General features: G+C 66.8%; 19 protein-coding genes and 1 pseudogene. 13 read left to right on the forward strand and 7 right to left on the reverse strand.

From position 1 onward, the window contains the following. Positions 1 to 18 precede the first annotated feature (18 nt). On the forward strand, positions 19 to 780 hold the full coding sequence (locus NOF53_RS20965; protein ID WP_255972306.1) for a 3-hydroxyacyl-CoA dehydrogenase: 762 nt from the start codon (positions 19 to 21) through the stop codon (positions 778 to 780). A 10-nt stretch (positions 781 to 790) separates the two neighbouring features. Continuing rightward, positions 791 to 1,462: a TetR/AcrR family transcriptional regulator gene (locus tag NOF53_RS20970; protein ID WP_255972308.1), complete on the forward strand. Its 672-nt coding sequence runs from the start codon at positions 791 to 793 to the stop codon at positions 1,460 to 1,462. A 21-nt stretch (positions 1,463 to 1,483) separates the two neighbouring features. On the opposite strand, the gene NOF53_RS20975 is transcribed toward NOF53_RS20970, so the two are convergent. From NOF53_RS20975 to NOF53_RS20990, 4 genes are read right to left on the reverse strand one after another with little or no spacing between them, the layout of a single operon-like run. Beyond that, positions 1,484 to 2,443 carry an NAD(P)H-dependent flavin oxidoreductase gene (locus tag NOF53_RS20975; protein ID WP_255972311.1) on the reverse strand — a complete coding sequence of 320 codons (960 nt, stop codon included), beginning with the start codon at positions 2,441 to 2,443 and terminating at the stop codon, positions 1,484 to 1,486. Positions 2,444 to 2,467: 24 nt separating this feature from the next. Further along, positions 2,468 to 2,872 (reverse strand): nuclear transport factor 2 family protein, encoded by a 405-nt coding sequence (locus NOF53_RS20980; RefSeq protein WP_255972314.1) that lies wholly within the window; start codon positions 2,870 to 2,872, stop codon positions 2,468 to 2,470. Next, positions 2,869 to 3,726, reverse strand: a complete 858-nt coding sequence (locus NOF53_RS20985; protein ID WP_255972316.1) for a crotonase/enoyl-CoA hydratase family protein — start codon at positions 3,724 to 3,726, stop codon at positions 2,869 to 2,871. The genes NOF53_RS20980 and NOF53_RS20985 overlap by 4 nt, the downstream gene beginning before the upstream one ends. Before the next feature lie 32 nt (positions 3,727 to 3,758). Continuing rightward, positions 3,759 to 4,478 (reverse strand): SOS response-associated peptidase, encoded by a 720-nt coding sequence (locus tag NOF53_RS20990; RefSeq protein WP_255972318.1) that lies wholly within the window; start codon positions 4,476 to 4,478, stop codon positions 3,759 to 3,761. Between the two features lie 130 nt (positions 4,479 to 4,608). Between NOF53_RS20990 and NOF53_RS20995 the strand changes: the two genes are divergently transcribed. After that, entirely contained in the window at positions 4,609 to 5,058 is a 450-nt protein-coding gene (locus tag NOF53_RS20995; protein WP_255972320.1) for a DoxX family protein, read from the forward strand. A gap of 22 nt (positions 5,059 to 5,080) precedes the next feature. Then, positions 5,081 to 5,620 carry an MOSC domain-containing protein gene (locus tag NOF53_RS21000; RefSeq protein ID WP_255972322.1) on the forward strand — a complete coding sequence of 180 codons (540 nt, stop codon included), beginning with the start codon at positions 5,081 to 5,083 and terminating at the stop codon, positions 5,618 to 5,620. Positions 5,621 to 5,622: 2 nt separating this feature from the next. On the opposite strand, the gene NOF53_RS21005 is transcribed toward NOF53_RS21000, so the two are convergent. Together NOF53_RS21005 and NOF53_RS21010 are read right to left on the reverse strand one after the other, a co-directional pair. Next, positions 5,623 to 6,198, reverse strand: coding sequence for a hypothetical protein (locus NOF53_RS21005; protein ID WP_255972323.1), 576 nt, complete (start codon positions 6,196 to 6,198; stop codon positions 5,623 to 5,625). A gap of 13 nt (positions 6,199 to 6,211) precedes the next feature. Then, a complete protein-coding gene (locus NOF53_RS21010; RefSeq protein ID WP_255972324.1) occupies positions 6,212 to 7,360 on the reverse strand; it encodes a zinc-dependent alcohol dehydrogenase in 1,149 nt (382 codons plus the stop codon). A 234-nt stretch (positions 7,361 to 7,594) separates the two neighbouring features. Between NOF53_RS21010 and NOF53_RS21015 the strand changes: the two genes are divergently transcribed. The 9 genes from NOF53_RS21015 to NOF53_RS21055 all read left to right on the forward strand — a co-directional run bounded on the left by NOF53_RS21015 (position 7,595) and on the right by NOF53_RS21055 (position 17,197). After that, positions 7,595 to 8,977, forward strand: coding sequence for an MFS transporter (locus NOF53_RS21015; protein WP_305087134.1), 1,383 nt, complete (start codon positions 7,595 to 7,597; stop codon positions 8,975 to 8,977). Continuing rightward, entirely contained in the window at positions 8,974 to 10,482 is a 1,509-nt protein-coding gene (locus tag NOF53_RS21020) for an aldehyde dehydrogenase (RefSeq protein WP_255972326.1), read from the forward strand. Before NOF53_RS21015 ends, NOF53_RS21020 begins: the two co-directional genes overlap by 4 nt. 153 nt (positions 10,483 to 10,635) lie before the next feature. After that, a complete protein-coding gene (locus tag NOF53_RS21025) occupies positions 10,636 to 11,565 on the forward strand; it encodes a VOC family protein (RefSeq protein WP_255972328.1) in 930 nt (309 codons plus the stop codon). Beyond that, positions 11,562 to 12,344: an alpha/beta fold hydrolase gene (locus NOF53_RS21030; protein WP_255972330.1), complete on the forward strand. Its 783-nt coding sequence runs from the start codon at positions 11,562 to 11,564 to the stop codon at positions 12,342 to 12,344. The genes NOF53_RS21025 and NOF53_RS21030 overlap by 4 nt, the downstream gene beginning before the upstream one ends. 14 nt (positions 12,345 to 12,358) lie before the next feature. Then, positions 12,359 to 12,865 carry a cupin domain-containing protein gene (locus NOF53_RS21035; protein WP_255972331.1) on the forward strand — a complete coding sequence of 169 codons (507 nt, stop codon included), beginning with the start codon at positions 12,359 to 12,361 and terminating at the stop codon, positions 12,863 to 12,865. Between the two features lie 2 nt (positions 12,866 to 12,867). After that, positions 12,868 to 13,617 (forward strand): 3-oxoacyl-ACP reductase family protein, encoded by a 750-nt coding sequence (locus tag NOF53_RS21040; protein WP_255972333.1) that lies wholly within the window; start codon positions 12,868 to 12,870, stop codon positions 13,615 to 13,617. 16 nt (positions 13,618 to 13,633) lie between these two features. Beyond that, on the forward strand, positions 13,634 to 14,416 hold the full coding sequence (locus NOF53_RS21045) for an SDR family oxidoreductase (RefSeq protein ID WP_255972335.1): 783 nt from the start codon (positions 13,634 to 13,636) through the stop codon (positions 14,414 to 14,416). Next, complete coding sequence (locus NOF53_RS21050) at positions 14,409 to 16,082, forward strand: thiamine pyrophosphate-binding protein (RefSeq protein WP_255972337.1); 1,674 nt, start codon at positions 14,409 to 14,411, stop codon at positions 16,080 to 16,082. The genes NOF53_RS21045 and NOF53_RS21050 overlap by 8 nt, the downstream gene beginning before the upstream one ends. Then, positions 16,079 to 17,197 carry an FAD-dependent monooxygenase gene (locus tag NOF53_RS21055; protein WP_255972339.1) on the forward strand — a complete coding sequence of 373 codons (1,119 nt, stop codon included), beginning with the start codon at positions 16,079 to 16,081 and terminating at the stop codon, positions 17,195 to 17,197. Before NOF53_RS21050 ends, NOF53_RS21055 begins: the two co-directional genes overlap by 4 nt. Here the strand turns inward: NOF53_RS21055 and NOF53_RS21060 are convergent. Then, positions 17,189 to 17,937: pseudogene (locus tag NOF53_RS21060) on the reverse strand (IclR family transcriptional regulator). The gene NOF53_RS21055 and the pseudogene NOF53_RS21060 overlap by 9 nt on opposite strands. Positions 17,938 to 18,130: the final 193 nt, after the last annotated feature.

Here is an 18,130-nt window from a genome sequence, read left to right on the forward strand (position 1 = left end):
GCATTCGAAAGGCACAACATGATCGTCAATGACAGCGTCGCCCTCGTCACCGGTGGCGCCTCGGGCCTCGGCCTCGCTACCGCCAAGGCCCTTCTCGCCGACGGCGCCAGCGTCGTCATCATCGACCTGCCCTCGTCCAACGGCGAAACGGTCGCCAAGGAACTCGGCGACCGCGTCCGCTTCGCCGCCGGCGATGTCACCAACGAAGCCGATGTATCTGCCGCACTCGACGTCGCGGAGTCGCTCGGCCCGCTTCGCGTGGCCGTCAACTGCGCCGGCATCGGTAACGCCATCAAGACCGTCGGCAAGAACGGTGCGTTCCCGCTGGCCGATTTCACCAAGATCGTCACCGTCAACTTGATCGGCACGTTCAACGTGATTCGTCTTGCCGCCGAGCGGATCTCGAAGACGGAGCCGATCGAAGGCGAGCGCGGCGTCATCATCAACACTGCGTCCGTCGCCGCATACGACGGACAGATCGGTCAGGCCGCGTACTCCGCCTCGAAGGGCGGCGTCGTCGGCATGACCCTGCCGATCGCCCGTGACCTCGCGTCCCTGCTGATCCGCGTCAACACCATCGCCCCCGGCCTGTTCAAGACCCCGCTGCTCGGCTCCCTGCCGGAGGCCGCCCAGCAGTCGCTCGGAAGCCAGGTTCCGCACCCCTCGCGTCTGGGCGACCCGTCCGAGTACGGCGCGCTCGCCGCACACATCGTGTCCAACCCCATGCTCAACGGTGAGACCATCCGTCTCGACGGCGCTATCCGCATGGCACCGCGCTGATCGGCGACCGGTGACTCTGCGCGAGGACGGGCCGACCGTGACGGAGCCGGAGTACGCCGACTGGCGGACGTTCGAGGCCCTGTCGCTGACACCCATCCTCGAGCAGGCACTGGATCTGTTCAACGAGAACGGTTACCACGGCACGACGGTGCGGCAGATCGCCCGTCGTGTCGGGGTGACCGTCCCCGCCCTGTACTACCACCACGAGAGCAAGGAAGCCATTCTCGTGGCACTGTTCGAACTGCAGATGCGTGAACTGAACGATCGCGCCGAGGCCGCCGCCTGTGACGCCGGCGCCGACGACGTCGTGGCGCAATTCTCCAACGTCGTCGAAGCGATCGTCCTCTACATGACGCACCGGGTGCGGCACGTCTGCCTCGACACCGAGTTGCGGCACGTCTCCGCCGACAGTCGTAGTCGGTACGCGGCCACGCGAAAACGCCTCGAGCTCATGGTGATCGATCTGGTCACCGAGGGTGTGGCCACGGGTGAGTTCCACGCCACCCACGTGGCGGAGACCGCTCGCGCCCTTCTCGGCATGTGCCAGTCCATCCCACGGTGGTACCAGTCGGGTGGCGCCTTGACCCCCGACCAGGTGGCCGCCCGCTATGTCGACATCGCCCTTCACACTGTAGGCGGCTCCGCCGCCCGTGCGCGGTTGACGAGTTTCTGGACTCCTTAACCACGCACGGGCGCGAAGCGCCTAGAGCAGGCGGGCTTTCGCCTCGGCGTACTCGCGAGTGAGTCGCTCGACGACGGTGGCGGCGGGAACTACCGCGTCCACGGCGCCGATCCCCTGCCCGGCGCCCCAGATGTCACGCCACGCCTTGGACTTCGACTTCTCGTTCGTTCCGAAATCCATTGCGCTGGAATCGGAGACCGGAAGCGCTGCGGGATCGTACCCGGCCGCGGTGATGCTGCCGCGGAGGTAGTTCCCGTGCACGCCGGTGAAGAGGTTGGAGTAGACGATGTCGGATGCGGTGGAGTCGACGATCATCTGCTTGTAGGCGGCGTCGGCATTGGCTTCTTCGGTGGCGATGAACGCGGACCCGATGTAGGCGAGATCGGCGCCGGCGGCCTGCGCGGCGAGCACCGAACGTCCGTGGGCGATGGAGCCGGACAGCAACACCGGGCCGTCGAACCATTCGCGGATTTCCTGCAACAACGCGAACGGTGACTGGGTGCCCGCGTGTCCGCCGGCACCTGCGGCAACAGCGATCAGGCCGTCCGCGCCCTTCTCGACGGCTTTCTTCGCGAACCTGTTGTTGATGACGTCGTGCAGAACGATGCCGCCGTAGGAGTGGACGGCGTCGTTGACGTCGGTGCGGGCGCCGAGGGAGGTGATGACGATCGGGACTTGGAACTCGACGACGGTGGCGAGGTCTTCGTCGAGCCGGTCATTGCTCTTGTGGACGATCAGGTTGACCGCGTAGGGCGCGGATAGAGCCTCGGGGTTGTTCGCGTCGTGCTTGGCGAGTTCTTCGGTGATGCGGGTGAGCCACTCCCGCAGTACCGGCTGCGGCCGTGCGTTGAGGGTGGGGAAAGAACCGACGACACCCGAGGTGCACTGGGCGATCACCAGGTCCGGACCGGACACGATGAACATCGGTGAGGCGACGACGGGCAGGCTCAACCGGTCTTCGAGAATGGGGGGCAGGCTCATGAAAGCTCCTTGCTGTGCAGGGGTTTACGACTGGGAGAGCTGGGCGGCCATCAGCGGGATGAGCGCTTGGAGGCCTTTCACCGGGCGGACCATCACCTTGAACGACGTAATCTGGTCGTTGTCGTTCCAGTGCATGATGTCGACGCCGTTCACATGGACGCCGTCGAGTTCGGTGGCGAATTCGAGGACCGCGGAGCGGTGGCTGTACCACTCCTCGACGTAATGGAAACCGGTGCCGTCGAAGACGGTCAGGGCGGCGCCGAGGTAGGCCAGGACCTCCGCCTTCCCTTCCTGCGGAGTGAACACTGCGGGTGAGGTGAACACGGCGTCTTCCGCGATCAGGGCGTCGAGGGCGTCGAGGTCGCGATGTTCCACGACGTGGTGCCAGCGGGTGACGACGCGCGGGGCCACCGGCAGTTCGGCGTTCATCCGCGGAACGCCGGGATCGGGAGGTCGTCCCCGAAGAGGTCCGGCGTGTTGTCTCGCACGCTGTCGGGGAACGCGGCAGGACGCTTCTCGAGGAAGGCGGAGATTCCTTCCCGGGCATCCGGTCCGATTCCGCGGATGTTGAGGCCGCGGGTCTCCACGCGGTGCGCGATCATCGGGTGTTCGGCGCCGAGCGTGCGCCACATCATCTGCCGGGACAGCGCCACGGACACCGGCGCCGAATGCTCGGTGAGCGTCCGGGCCAGCGTGTACGCCTCGTCGAGGAGCGACTCCTTCGGATACAGCCGATAAACGAGGCCTGCCCGCAAAGCCTCGTCGGCGTCGAACACCCGGCCCGAGTACACCCAGTCGAGTGCGGTCTGCAGCGGCACGAGTTTGGGCAGGAACCATGTGGAACAGGATTCGGGCAGTATTCCGCGTCGGTTGAACACGAAGCCGATGCGTGCATCGTCTGCGGCCAAGCGGAAGTCGGCTGCCAGGGTCATCGTGATGCCCACGCCGACGGCGGGTCCGTTGATGGCGGCGATGATCGGCTTGCGAGATTCGAACATCCGCAGGACGACGCGGCCGCCGCCGTCGCGTCGAACCTCCGGATCTGCGTCTTCTTCCTGCCACTCGCCGAACGTCTCGGCACCGGCAGACAGGTCCGCGCCCGCGCAGAACGCTCGTCCCGCTCCGGTGAGCACGATCGCCCGGACGGAATCGTCCGCGTCGAGCTGGTCGTATGCGGCGATCAGCTCGTTCTCCATGATGGTGGTGAAGGCGTTGAGTTGGGCGGGCCGGTTCAAGGTGATCGTCGCGATGCCGTCCGCGACGACGAGGCTGATGTGCTCCACCTGGCCAGCATGACACGCCGACTGAACGATCGCTAGTGCGGGTCTCGCACGGGCTCGACCAGTTCGGGTCCGTTGTTACGCGGGGAGTTGACGGCGGTACTCACCTCGTACGGTTCTAGACGTGGCTCGGGAATCGAGGCGATGAGGGCGTCGACCTGTTCACGGTCGGTCAGGGTGGGGTCGAGCCAGTGTTCCTGGAAGCTGGGCGGCAGCACCACCGGTGAACGGTCGTGTATATGGCCGAGGACGTCGGTGGCCTGGGTGGTGAGAACCGTGGTGGTCCAGAGCCACCTGTTCGGGTCGTCCTCCGGGAGTGCGGGGTCGGGCCACAGTTCGTACAGGCCGGCCATCGCCAACACACCGTCGCCGTGCAGGAAGTAGGGGATCTTCGTGCCGTCCTCCCGTTTCATCCACTCGTAGTAGCCGTCGGCGGGGATGATGCAGCGCCGTCGGGTTGCGGCCTTCCGAAATGCGGGCTTCTCCGTGATCGACTCGGATCTGGCGTTGATGAGCTTGTTGCCGATCTTGACGTCCTTGGCCCACGGCGGGACCAGCCCCCATTTTGCCGTGCGAAGTTGACGGACCGGGTCGGTGTCGGGTTTTCCGCGCGGTGGCCGTTCCAGCACGACGCGGACCTGCTGGGTGGGAGCGACGTTGTAGGACGGACCCACCTCCTCACCGACGATCTCGGCGACCTCGAAGATGGACCGCAGTTCCTTGTCGGTGGTGGTGCTGGCGTACCTTCCGCACACTTCTCGGTCTCCTTACTCGGGTCTTCGTCCGATCCGTGGGCCGCGATGAGTTTTCCGCGGCCCGGCAGTCTGTCTTCTCGAGGGAACGGAACACCCTCCCGCCCCGCAACTTCTACCTTCGGAGATCGCCATGACCTCGACACCACATTCCACCGCAAAGTCCGCCGGACCGCTCGGTTCTCCCGAGAACGCGGCACCGGTCGGGAGGAAGGCGCGGATCGCCGGACTCGTCGTCACCGGTCTGGTCATCGCGTTCCTGCTCTTCGACGCGATCATTCACATCGCGAACATTCAATCCGTGCGTGATGCGATGGCCGAACTCGGTTTCGACGAGAACATCGCCGTGGTGATCGGGATCGTGATGCTGGTGTGCCTTGTGCTGTACGTCGTCCCGGCGACGAGCATCCTCGGTGCCGTTCTCCTGACCGGATACCTCGGTGGCGCGGTGGCGACCAACATGCTCACCGAGCAACCGCTGTTCAGCACCATTCTGTTCCCCATCTACGTCGGCATCTTCGTGTGGGGCGGACTGTGGCTGCGCGATGCCGAGGTCCGCAAAATCATGCCGATCCGGCGTTGAGAGGTCGGTAGGGTCGGAGTGCATGGGCACGATCACCGCCGTGAGCCGGAGCGGCAGGCATTCGTTCACCAAGCCGAACGAGAGCGCCGTGCACCTGCTCGCCGGACTCGGTGTGGACGGTGACGCTCACCAGGGTGTCACCGTCCGACACCGTTACCGGGTGCGCCGCGATCCCACGCAGCCGAACTTGCGGCAGGTCCACCTCATGCACGCAGAGTTGCACGACGAGTTGAACTCGCTCGGATTCGAGATCCAGGCAGGTCAGCTCGGTGAGAACATCACCACCCGCGGAATCGATCTGCTTGCACTACCGACAGGAACTCGTCTCCACCTGGGTCGGCAAGCGGTGGTGGAGGTGACGGGTCTGAGGAATCCGTGCAAGCAGATCGAGGCGTTCCGGAAGGGTCTGCTGTCGCACGCGGTGGACCGGCACCCGAAAGGCACGATCGTCCGCAAGACGGGAATCATGTCGATCGTCCTCGAAGGCGGCGAGGTCCGGCCCGGTGACTCCATCTCTATCGAACTGCCGCCCGAGCCGCACCGGCCACTCGTGCCGGTATGACCTCACCCGCGTCGGAACTTCTGCAGGACGCCCGTCACGGTATAGGCGACGCCGGCAGCGGAAAGTACCCAGGGTGCGGCGACGATGATCGGGTCCATCCACAGGTGGCTCAGATCGGCGCGCTTCTTCCCGAGACGGGAGGACACACCGTGATGAGACAACTCGCTCCGGATGCCGGTCTCGGTGACGGGGTTGTCGGGGTGCAGGGTCAGGAACGAGGCCAGATGGCTCTCCACCGCATCGACCCGGTCGGCGGCCAGCAGGATGAGCCAGTGCGCGGCCCGTGCCTCGCTGTATCGGAAGGCGAACTTCCGCATCACTCCGGAGAGGCCCTTGGGCGGGCACGACGTACCGAATACCGGTGTGAGGAACTCATGTTCGATAGACCGCTCACGCGGCCACTTCTCCTCCTGGCGCTCGGGGAAATCCCAGTGGGCGCCCGTCCCGCCGGGATCGAATCGCTCCTTCGGCACCGCAGGCCGGTCCCGGGGGTCGAGGTCCACGCCCCATCCCGGGATGCGCGCGCGCAACTCGGCACTCGTCAACGCAGGCTTCGGCTTGTCTGCTGTGTACGCCATCGTGTCCTCCTCGTCATCCGGCGTTCGGCACGATGACCGGTTTGATGCAATTGTCGAGCTTCGCCGAGAAGATGTGGTACCCCTCGGCGATATGCTCCAGCGGAATACGATGTGTGACAATGTCGTTGGGCTTCAGATAGCCGTTGCGGATGTGCTCGAACAGGCGGGGCCACTGTCGCTTCACGGGGCACTGGTTCATGCGAAGCGTCAGCCCCTTGTTCAGCGCGTCACCGAACTTGACGGCACTGAACATCGGACCGTAGGCGCCCATCACGGAAATCGTCCCGCCCTTCCTGACGGAATCGATCGCCCAATTGAGGGCGATCGGGGACCCGCCCTGCAGCTTGAACTTGGCGGCCGTGACGTGCTGAATGAAATTGCCGTCGGCCTCGGCACCGACAGCGTCGATGGCCACATCGGCCCCGAGATGGTCGGTGATCTTCTTCATGTGGACCACGATGTCGGCGTACTCGGCGAAGTTGTACGTCTCGGCGTGCGCGAACGTGCGGGCCTTCTCCAGCCGGTACCCGAGGTGATCGATCACGATGACTCGCCCGGCACCCATGAGCCAGGACGACTTGGCCGCATACAGGCCCACCGGCCCCGCGCCGAACACCACCACGGTGTCGCCTTCGACGATGTCGCCGAGCTGTGCTCCGAAGTAGCCGGTGGCGAGCGCGTCGGTGAGCAGCAATGCGTCCTCGTCGTCCATCCACTCGGGGATTTTGGTCGGGCCCACATCGGCGAACGGCACGCGAACGAACTCTGCCTGCCCGCCGTCGTATCCGCCGCACGTGTGGGAGTACCCGTAGATTCCGCCCACGGCGGTGGCATTCGGGTTGACGTTGTGGCAGTTCGAGTAGAGCCCGCGTGCGCAGAAATAACACGAACCGCAGTACACGTTGAACGGCACCATCACCCGGTCACCGCACTGCAGGTTCTGCACCGACGGGCCGACCTCCTCGACGACGCCGATGAACTCGTGGCCGAACGTCATGCCGACCCGGGTGTCCGGCATCATGCCGTGGTACAGATGCAGGTCGGAGCCGCATATGGCCGCCAAAGTCACCCGCACGATCGCATCGTTGGGGTGCTCGATCCGGGGGATATCTTTCTCTTCGACTCGGACCTTGTACGGCCCCCGATACACCATCGCTCGCATCTACGCCTCCTTGTCTGCGCCCGATAGCGGGAGCAAGTACCCGCGTCGGGCCGAACGAAACACAACCGGTGCGGTGCGGCGGGGCGGAGGCGGCCCCGTGCTCACGGCGGGTGAATAGATGTGAACAACGTGTTTCTTCTAAAGTCAAGGGTTGACGGATGTCTTGTGCGTGAGATTACATCTTAGCGGTAAGCCTTTGAGGGCTTAAGTAAATGCCTCGACACAACCCTGAGGATGCTCATGACGACGGTATCGCCCGCCATGGCTGCCACAGCTGAGATGATCAGCGCCCGACTCGAACGCCTGCCCATGAGCAGGTGGCACATCAAGGCACGCGTCATCGTCGGAGCCGTCACGTTCTTCGACGGCTTCGACCAGCTGATGATCGCCTACTCGCTCCCCGTTCTCACTCCCAAGTGGGACCTCACTCCGTCCTCGATCGCCTGGGTGATCGCCATCGGCGGTATCGGCATGCTGGTCGGCGCGCTCGCCGGCGGCTGGTTCGCCGACCGCGTAGGACGACTCAACGTCATCATCGCCTCACTCGCCCTGTATGCGGTGATGAGCCTCGGTATGGCGTTCACCGACAGCCTCACCCTGTTCCTCGTCTTCCGATTCGTGCAAGGCATCGGTCTCGGTGCCGAGGTCCCGGTGGCTGCGAGTTACATCGGCGAGATCACCAAAGCCCACAAACGTGGCCGCTTCGTCCTTCTCTACGAGGTGATCTTCCCGGTCGGCCTCGTCATGTCGGCCATCGTGTCGGCCTGGGTGGTGCCCAACTTCGGCTACGAGATTCTGTTCGCCCTCGGCGCCCTGCCGATCGTCCTGCTGCCGTTGCTGTGGAAGCTCCCCGAGTCGCCGCGCTGGCTCGCCTCCCGCGGACGCTTCGAGGACGCGGACAAGGCGATGACGCAGATCGAACGTGAGATCACCGACAAGTACGGCAAGGCTCTGCCTACCCCGCAACCCCTGCCCGCCGTCGCCGTCGACATCCGGCGCGGTCGGTTCATCGAAGCGTTCCAAGGCATCTACCTGCGCCGCACCCTGATGCTCGCGGCCATCTGGGGATGCGCCTACTTCGTCAACTACGGCATCGCATCCTGGCTGCCCACGCTGTACCGCTCCGCCTTCGACGTCAGCGTCGACACCGCCCTGCACTACAGCATCGTCACCAGCGTCGCCGGTCTGCTGGGCTGCATCCTCGTCGCATTCCTCATCGACAACCTCGGTCGCCGCATCTGCATCACCGCGTCGATGGTCCTGTGCTCGTCGCTGCTCTTCCTGCTCGCCGCGACCGGTGCGGACACCGCGACGAAGGTCCTGTTCTGGTCGGCCGGATCCGCCCTGTTCGTCTTCGCCGTCAACATGGCGCTCTACGTCTACACCGCCGAGCTGTACCCCACCCGGATGCGAGCCATCGGCTGCGCGATCGGTGGTGCAAGCGGACGCCTCGGCATCATCGTCGGACCCCTCGCCGTCGGCGCCATCCTCGATGGTGGCGGCACGCTCACCATCGTGTTCGGAATGTTCTCCGCAGTCGCCCTGATCGGTGCCCTCGTGGTCGGCTTCTTCGCCGTCGAAACCCGCGAAAAGACCCTCGAGGAGATCTCGCAGTGACCGTTCTCGACATCCAGGAAGCGACACTGCCGTTCGCCCCGATCGCCGATCGGATCTTCGTCGCAGGAACGTGGCGGCAGGGGACAGGGTCGGCCTTCGAGGTGACCGATCCGTCCACCGGACAGGTCCTGCAGGTCGTGCACCAGGCCACGACCACCGACGTCGACGAGGCGGTCCGTCAGGGCCGCGCCGCCGCCGACGACCCGGCCTGGCGAAGCCTGCTGCCACATCAGCGGGCGAAATTTCTGCACCGCATCGCCGACGCGATCGAGTCGAAGACCTCCCGGCTCGCACTGTTGCAGAGTTACAACACCGGCAAGACCGTCGCGGAAACCACCGCACTCGTCGGCAGCGCGGCGGGCACGTTCCGTTACTTCGCCGCCGTCCTCGAAACCGCGGACGACGACCTCACCACCCCGCGCGGCAACTTCCTCACGATGAGCGTTCTCGAGCCCATCGGCGTGGTCGGCGCCATCGCACCGTGGAACTCGCCGGTGGCCAGCGACGCGCAGAAGATCGCCCCCGCCCTGGCGGCAGGCAACGCCGTCGTCCTCAAGCCCGCCGAGTGGACACCGCTGGTGTCGCTGGAACTCGCGCGAATCATCGACGGGACGGGCTTGCCCGCCGGACTGCTGTCGGTGCTGCCGGGCAAGGGCTCGGTGGTCGGCGACGCCATCGTCACCCACCCCGGTGTCGGAAAGGTGACGTTCACCGGCGGCACCAACACCGGACGGTCCATCGCCCACGCGGCAGCCGACAAGCTGATGCCCGTGTCGCTGGAACTCGGCGGCAAGTCGCCGACGATCGTGCTGGACGACGCCGACCTCGACGCCGCCGTCAACGGCGTGATGTACGGGATCTTCTCGTCCACCGGGCAGAGCTGCATCGCCGGATCCCGGTTGTTCGTCGACCGCCGCATCTACGGCGAATTCCTCCAGAAACTGGTGGCCAAGACGCAGCGACTGCGACTCGGGCCCGGCCGCGACCCCGACACCCAGGTCGGGCCGATGGTCCACCGCAAGCACCGCGACAGCGTGGCCGCATACGTCGACCTCGCTCGCGAAGAGGGCGGACGAGTGCTGTGCGGCGGGGCGATCCCCGACGGCGAGCGACTGCGCGACGGCGCGTACTACCTGCCGACGATCATCGACGGGCTCCCCAACAGTTCACGCACCTGCCAGGAGGAGATCTTCGGACCCGTCCTGGTGGCACTGCCGTTCGACGGCGATGCGGATCTGGTTGCGCAGGCCAATGATTCGGTGTTCGGTCTGGCGTCGGGAATCTGGACGCGCGACTACCGCCGCGCCTGGAAACTCGCACGCCGTCTCCAGGCCGGCACGGTGTGGATCAACACCTACAAGCAGTTCAGCATCTCGACGCCGTTCGGTGGCGTCAAGGAGAGCGGGCTCGGGGTGGAGAAGGGGCGCAGCGGTATCGCCGCCTACTCGCGGCAGAAGAGCATCTACTGGGGCCTCGGCGAGGAACCCAACCCCTGGGCAGGTTGAGCGACCCGCTCGTGGCAAATTGAGCGACCCGCTCGTGGCAGATTGAGCGACCCGCTCGTGGGATAGGTCGGGCAGAAAGAAATTCCCGCCAGCTCTGTACGACCCAATACTTTAGCGCTAAGATATTGAGACCTAAGCAACTGGAGGCATGCGATGAACCAACCCATAGCCCGGCTGCGGTGCCTGCGCTCCGTGGAACTGCGCACGCAGGCCAGCATCGAATCCACCGAGTTCTACTCGGAGGTCTGGGGCCTTCGCGTTGTCGATCAGGGCGCGACCGGCGCCTGGCTGCGGGGAACCGGTGAGCACCACCACGCGCTGCAGCTCACCCAGGCCGAGCGGAACGGCCTCGGCCGCATCACCTTCGCAGTCGCCACACCCGCAGAGGTCGACGAGGCCGCCCGCCGACTCGAGTCCTGGGGTGTGCCGATCGTCAGCGGGCCGGGCCCCGTCGACGATCTCGGCGGCGGCTACGGCGTGAGCCTGGTCGACCCCGAGGGTCGCGTCGTCGAACTGCTCGCCGACGCGCTCGCGGTCCCGAAGCTCGGTCGCGAGGACGCCGTCCCAGTGGGTGTCACGCACGTCGTCCTCAACACCGTCGACATCGACGCCGCGGTGACGTTCTACTGCGACGTCCTGGGCATGCGGGTCTCCGACTGGTCCGAGCACCAGATGGCGTTCCTGCGCTGCAACACCGACCATCACAGCATCGCGTTCAATCAGGCCGAGTGGACGTCGGTGAATCACGTCGCCTACGAGATGCCCACCGTCGACCACTTCATGCGCGGCATCGGCCGGTTGCGTCACCACGGCGCCGTGCCGCTGTGGGGTCCGGGCAAGCACGGCCCCGGCGACAACACCTTCTCCTACTTCGCCGATCCGGCAGGGCTGGTGTGCGAGTACACGTCCGGCATCGCACAGATCGACGAGGACCGGTGGCTGTGCAAGGTATGGCGCCGGGTTCCGGAACTCTCCGACCTGTGGGGCACCGCGGGCCCGCCGTCCACGCAGGTCCGCGACCACATGGCCGGCATCCCCGACCCCGGCGCGTTCGAGCGGTTCGACCTCGGGCGGGCGTCGTGACGCACGTCGTCGAATCCGGTTCCGGCCCCGCGCTGCTCCTGCTGCACGGGATCGGGGGCGGCGCAGACAGTTTCGCGCCGCAGTTCGACGAACTGTCGTCGTCACTGCGACTGCTGGCCTGGGACGCTCCCGGCTACGGCCGCAGCGAAGACCCGGGCCGTCCGTTCGACCTCGACGACTACGCCGACGCCGCCGCCGACCTGATCCGCGACCGTTGCGGTGACGCGGGAGCGCACGTCCTGGGAATGTCGTGGGGCGGCGTGATCGCCACCCGGCTGGCGATGCGTCACCCCGGGCTCGTGCGGAGCCTGCTGCTCGGCAGTTCCACCGTCGGCTCGGGAGCGGACGACGAAGCCGCCGGCCGGATGCGCGCCCGGGCGGCGATGCTCGATCGGGAAGGTGCGGAAGCCTTTGCCGCCGAACGGGCCCCGCGGCTGCTGTCCGGGACCGCAGACGACCAAGTGACCGCGAAGGCCACAGCGATCATGGCGTCGTCGATCCGGCTGCCCGGCTACGGGTACGCCGCGGAGTCGATGGCGGCCACCGATCACACGGCCGATCTGCCGAAGATCGACATCCCTACGCTCGTCCTCGGCGGAGACGAGGACAGTGTGACCGGGGTTCCCGCGAGTCAGGTGCTCGCAGGAGGAATTCCGGGCGCCGTGTTCGTCACCATCCGGGGTGCCGGGCACCTTGCGAACCAGGAGCGGCCGGAGGCCTTCAACGCCTGGGTCGAATCCTTCATCCACATCACCGAACGCCTACGCAACCACTTCTAGAGAAGGAGCACGACATGACACTCGAATACGGCACCGCCGATCTGAAGGAATTCACCGACTCGCTGATCCTCACCCGTGGCTCCCGCCACGAGGACTGGGACACCCTGGGTTTCCAGGCCAAGGCCGGCGACCAGTTCAAGCGCGCGCAGATCCGCTACGTCGGCTCCGGCGCGACGGGTAACCACGAGAACGACAACCGCACCATTGCCTCGCGCGGATTCACGTTCTCCAACATGCTGCTTCCCGCCGGCGCCGAGGGCCCGGAGCACACCCACCACGACGCCGAGGAAGCCTTCTTCGTCCTCGAGGGCGAGGTGGAGGTCGGTGTTCACCGCGACGGCCAGGTGGAGAAGCGCACCCTCGGTTACCGCGACATGATCGTCGTCCCGGCCGGTGTTCCGCGCAGCCTGAAGAACAACGGTGACAAGGACGCTCTGTTCTGCGTCATCATCGGCGCGCAGAAGCCGCAGATCCCGACGTACCCCGAGACGTCGGCCATGCACGGCGTGACGCGGGACTGACCGTGAATCTCGACGGCCGGAGCATTCTCGTCACCGGGGCGGGGCGGGGTCTCGGCCTCGCCCTGGCCCGCCGGCTCGGCGAGGACGGCGCCACCCTGTGGCTCGCCGACATCCGCGAGGACTGGGGCGAGGACGCGGCGGCGAGCCTGCGCGCCGGCGGCGTCAAGGCACAGTTCGTCCGGGTCGATCTCCGCGACGCGGAGTCCGTCGACGCGATGGCGGCCACCGTCACCTCCGGTGGCCCGCTGTACGGCCTCGTCAACAACGCGGCCCTCGCGGACGGCGTGGGCGGCAAACCGATCCACGAACTCGACATCGACGAGTGGGACCGGGTGCTGGGCGTCAACCTGCGCGGCACCTTCCTCGTGAGCAGGGCGATCGTTCCCTCCATCATCGGGAACGGGGGCGGACGAGTCGTCACCATCGGCTCCGACGCCGCCCTGTACGGTTCGCCGCGTCTCGCGCACTACATCGCCTCCAAGGGCGGGGTGGCCGCGCTGACCCGCGCCATGTCCCGCGACCTCGGGCCGCACGGCATCACCGTCAACACCGTCTCGCCCGGTCTGACCGAAAGCGAATCGGCGCAGAAGGTTCCGGAGCACCGGCACGAGCTGTACCGCCTGGGCCGTGCGCTCGAGCGGCCGCAGCAGCCGTCGGATCTCGTCGGCGCCGTCGCGTTCCTGATGGGTCCCGAGGCGTCGTACATCACCGGCCAGCAACTCGTCGTCAACGGCGGATTCGTCCTGCACTAGAGAAGGGGACCACGTCGTGGACCTGCAACTGAAAGACCGCACCCACCTGGTGACCGGCGGAAGCTCGGGAGTCGGGCTCGCCACCGTCGCGATGCTGCTCGAGGAGGGTGCCAACGTCGTCACCTGCGCGCGCGACCGCGACCGGCTCGACTCCGTGATCGCGCCGCTGCCCGGCAGCAACCGCGTCCTCACCGCGTCCTGCGACGTCCGGGACCCCGCCGCGGTCGCCGCGCTGGTCGACGCCGGTGTCGCCCGATTCGGCGGCCTCGACGGTCTGGTCAACAACGCAGGCAAGTCCCGCATGGTCCCGCGCAGTGAGGCGACCCTCGACGACTGGCGCGACGAACTCGACCTCAAGTTCTCCAGCGTCCTCAACACCACCTCGGCCGCCCTGCCGCTGCTGCGCAAGTCCGACGCCGCGTCCATCGTCAACATCTCAGCGGTGCTCGCACGTCAGCCCGAGCCGCGACTGGTCACCACCAGCGCCGCCCGGGCCGGGCTGCTGAACCTCAGCAAGTCGCTGTCGCTCGAACTCGCCGCCGACGGCATCCGCGTCAACTCGGTGTCGCTCGGACTGGTCGACACCGGCCAGTGGCGGCGCCGCTACGAGGAATCCGGCACCGACGCCACATTCGCCGAATGGGAGGCGGAGATTGCCCAGGACCGCGGCATCGGCCTCGGCCGATTCGGCCGCGCCGACGAGGTGGCCGCCATGATCGTGACCCTGCTGTCCCCACGCTCGTCCTACGTGACGGGCACCAGCCTCGACGTCTGCGGAGGCGTCGCGCGCTATGTCTGAGAGGAACACAATGTCTGCAGGAAATGACAAGCAGGTGGGTAATGGGGGCGACCTGCTCGTCCAGGTGCTGCGCGAGGCCGGTGTCGACACCGTCTTCGGCATCGTGAGCGTCCACAACCAGCCCCTGGTGCAGGCGGTCAGCAAGCACCTGCGGTTCGTGCCGGTCCGGCACGAGGCCACCGCGGTCAGCGCCGCCGACGGGTACGCCCGCGCCACCGGCGGACTCGGCTGCGCTCTCACGAGCACCGGCACCGGTGCCGGCAACGCGGCCGGTTCGCTGATCGAATCGCTCAGTGCCGGAACGTCGGTGCTGCACGTGACGGGCAACGTCGAGAGCCGCTACCTCGGCTCGGGTCGCGGCTTCATCCACGAGACCAAGGATCAGCTGGGGATGCTGACGGCGACGTCGAAGCATGCTGCCACCATCCTCGACACCGACAGTGCGGGAAAGACGTTGCGGGAGGCGGTTGCCCAGGCTCTGGCAACGCCCGGCGGTCCGGCGAGCATCGAGTGGCCGATCGACCTCCAGTACGCCGAGCACGAGATCGACGTGGTGGAGGCGGCGCAGGAGTCGCCGCGCACGCCGGACGCCGACGAACTCGCTGCGGCACTGTCGTTGCTGGCAGCGGCCGAGCGCCCCGTCATCTGGGCCGGCGGCGGCGTCGCACGAGCCGGTGCCCAGCTGACCGAACTGGTCGAGCGGTGGGGTGTCCCGTTGCTCACCAGCAACTCCGGTCGTGGAGCCGTGCCCGAGGACCATCCGCTGTGCATCGGCAACTACGGCAATACCCCCGCGGGGCGCGAGCTCCTCCGGGACGCCGACCTGCTGCTGTCGCTGGGTACGCACTTCCGGTCCAACGAGACCGGCGACTACTCCATGCCCGTTCCCGCCGTGCACGTCCAGGTCGATATCGACGCGGCCGCGCTCGGCCGCGTGTATCCCGCGCAGGCCGGGGTCACCGCCGACATCGCGACGTTCCTCCGGCAGCTGTCGGGCCTGGCTCCCGTCGACGCCGCCTGGACCGAACGTGCCCGCGCCACCCGCGAACTCGTCCGCAGCAAGCAGCGCGCCGGACTCGGTGATCACGCGGTGCTGTGCGATTCCGTGCGCGCGACGTTCCCGCAGGATTCGGTGATCGCCCGCGACGTCACCATCGCGTCGAGTTCCTGGGGCAACCGGCTGCTGCCGATGTTCGACCCCAAGTCCAACGTCTTCCCCCGCGGCGGCGGCATCGGGCAGGGCCTGGGCATGGCCATCGGTTCCGCACTGGCCGACGAGACCCGGCCCACCCTGGCCCTCGTCGGCGACGGCGGCCTGGCCGTCCACTTCGGCGAGATCCTGACCATGGCGCAGGAGAAGCCGTGGCTGGTGCTGCTCGTGTTCAACGACGGCGGCTACGGCGTGCTGCGCAACATGCAGAAGGGCGGCGGCGAAGACACTTACGCCGTCGACCTCGTCACCCCCGACTTCCCGTTGCTGGCGCAGTCCATCGGTGTGCCGTACCTGCGGATCGGAGGCGCAGACGAGGCCCACGACGTGCTCGCCGACGCGGTGTCGCGGCAGGCGCCGGTGATCGTCGAGGTCGATCTCGCCGCCTACGGCGAGATGCCGGCACCGTTCACGCCGCCCGTCGCGGTGCCCGGACAGAATGGAAATAAAAAATGACCACGGTTGCGGTGTGCGGCGGCGGCATCGGGGGACTGACCACGGCCATCGCCCTTCGTGAACTCGGTCTCGATGTCACCGTCTACGAACAGACGAAACAGTTCGCGCGCGTCGGCGCCGACATCAACCTCACCCCCAACGCGGTCCGGGCTCTCGACGGACTCGGCATCGGGCCGGCGATCCGCGAATCGGCTGCCCGGCCGCAGTTCCGGATCAGCCGCACGTGGGACACGGGAGCCGAAACGTCCCGGCTGCCGATGGGCAACAGCGCGGAACAGCAGTACGGTGCACCGCAGTTGACCATGCACCGGGGCGACCTCATGACCGCGCTCGAGAGCCGGCTGCCGTCGGGTGTCGTCGAAATGGGTCGCCGGATCAGCGGCGTCGCCGACGGCCGCATCGAGTTCACCGACGGCAGTGGGGTTTCCGCAGACGTGATCGTCGGTGCCGACGGGATCCACTCCGCGGTCCGGACGTCGTTGCTCGGCCGGGAACAGCCGACGTTCACCGGGGTCGTGGCGTTCCGCGCCGTCGTCCCCACCGAACGCGTTGGCAACCTGCCGAACCTCGACTGCTTCACCAAGTGGTGGGGGCCGAACCCGTCGACGCAGATCGTGACGTTCCCCCTCAATCAGGGCAAGGATATCTTCGTCTTCGCCACCTGCGCGCAGGAGGAGTGGACCGAGGAATCGTGGACCACACCCGGATCCGTCACCGAACTGCGTGAGCTGTACCGCGACTTCCACCCCGAGGCACGAGCCCTTCTCGACGCCTGCGAAGACGTCCTGAAATCCGCTCTCTACGTGCGCGACCCGCTGGCGTCGTGGACCGACGGACGGTCCGTGCTCCTCGGCGACGCCGCGCATCCGATGATGCCGTTCATGGCGCAGGGCGCCGGCATGGCCATCGAGGACGCCGTCGTCCTGTCCCGCTGCCTGAGCCTGTTCGACGAACCCGCGGTCGCGCTGCAGACCTACCAGGAGACACGACTGCAGCGGACCTCACACATCCAGCGGGGGTCCCGGTCCAACGAGTGGCTCAAGGTGGCAGGCAACGGCGACTGGGTGTACGAATACGACGCCTGGCACGTGCCGCTCGAGCTCGGCTCACAGTAGAACCGCGGCAATCTCCCCGGCTGCGACGCGAGCGAGGTCCACGAAGAAGGGGATGCGCTGGTCGATCATGAGTTCGGTGGGCCCCTCAGTCCGAGGGCGAACCGGACGACACCGTCGGAGTCGCGGATCGGTAACCCGATGGTGCGAAAGTCGGGGGTCAACTCCTCGTCGTTGAAACCGTAGCCACGCTCACGGGTGCGGTTCAGCTCCTCTCGAATGCCGGCGACGTCAGTGATCGCGCGGGAGGTGGTGGCCGTCCGTGGTAGTGAAGCGAGCTCGGTGTCGTCCGCGTCCGACCACGCGAGGAACACCTTGCCCAAGGCGCTTGCATGCAGCGGAAGCCGGACACCCTGCAGTACGTGTCCGTCGCTTTCCCGCCACCGGCTGAAACCCAGGAGCACGACCTCGTGACGGTGGCGCATGGCCAGTGAGGCGGACGCCCCCGTCGTGGCGGCCAGCTGTTCGAGATAGGGCTCCGATAGATAGATGCGATGCTGCCGGTAGGAAATCTGGCCGTAGGCGGCCAGTGCACTCCCGAGCCGGTAGCGGCCCGACGTCGGATCCTTGTCGAGGAAGCCGGCGTCGACCAAGGACTGGAGGAGGCGATGAGTGGTGCTCACCGCGAGGTCCTGGCGCTTGGCGATCTCCGACACCCCAAGCTCATCGCCCCCGCCGAAACAGGAGAGCATCGTCAGGGCCCGCGTCACCGTCCGAACTCCGGCCGCACGTGAGTCGGTCACGAAGGGTCCTTTCGTCGGGCGGTGCACGAGCCACACCGCCGGATGGAGGGACGGTTTCGTCCCCGGTATCGGAACCATACTTTCCGGCTGTCGGAAAGCTTCGGGCCCCGCGACTGCGAAATACGCTGCGCACGGCGGTGAACTGGGTTTCCGAAACTTGTCAAGGTTTCCGATCTGTAGAAAACAAACAGGA

It is taken from the genome of Rhodococcus tibetensis (genome assembly GCF_024438035.1).
GTDB classification, from domain to species: Bacteria; Actinomycetota; Actinomycetes; order Mycobacteriales; family Mycobacteriaceae; genus Rhodococcus_F; species Rhodococcus_F tibetensis.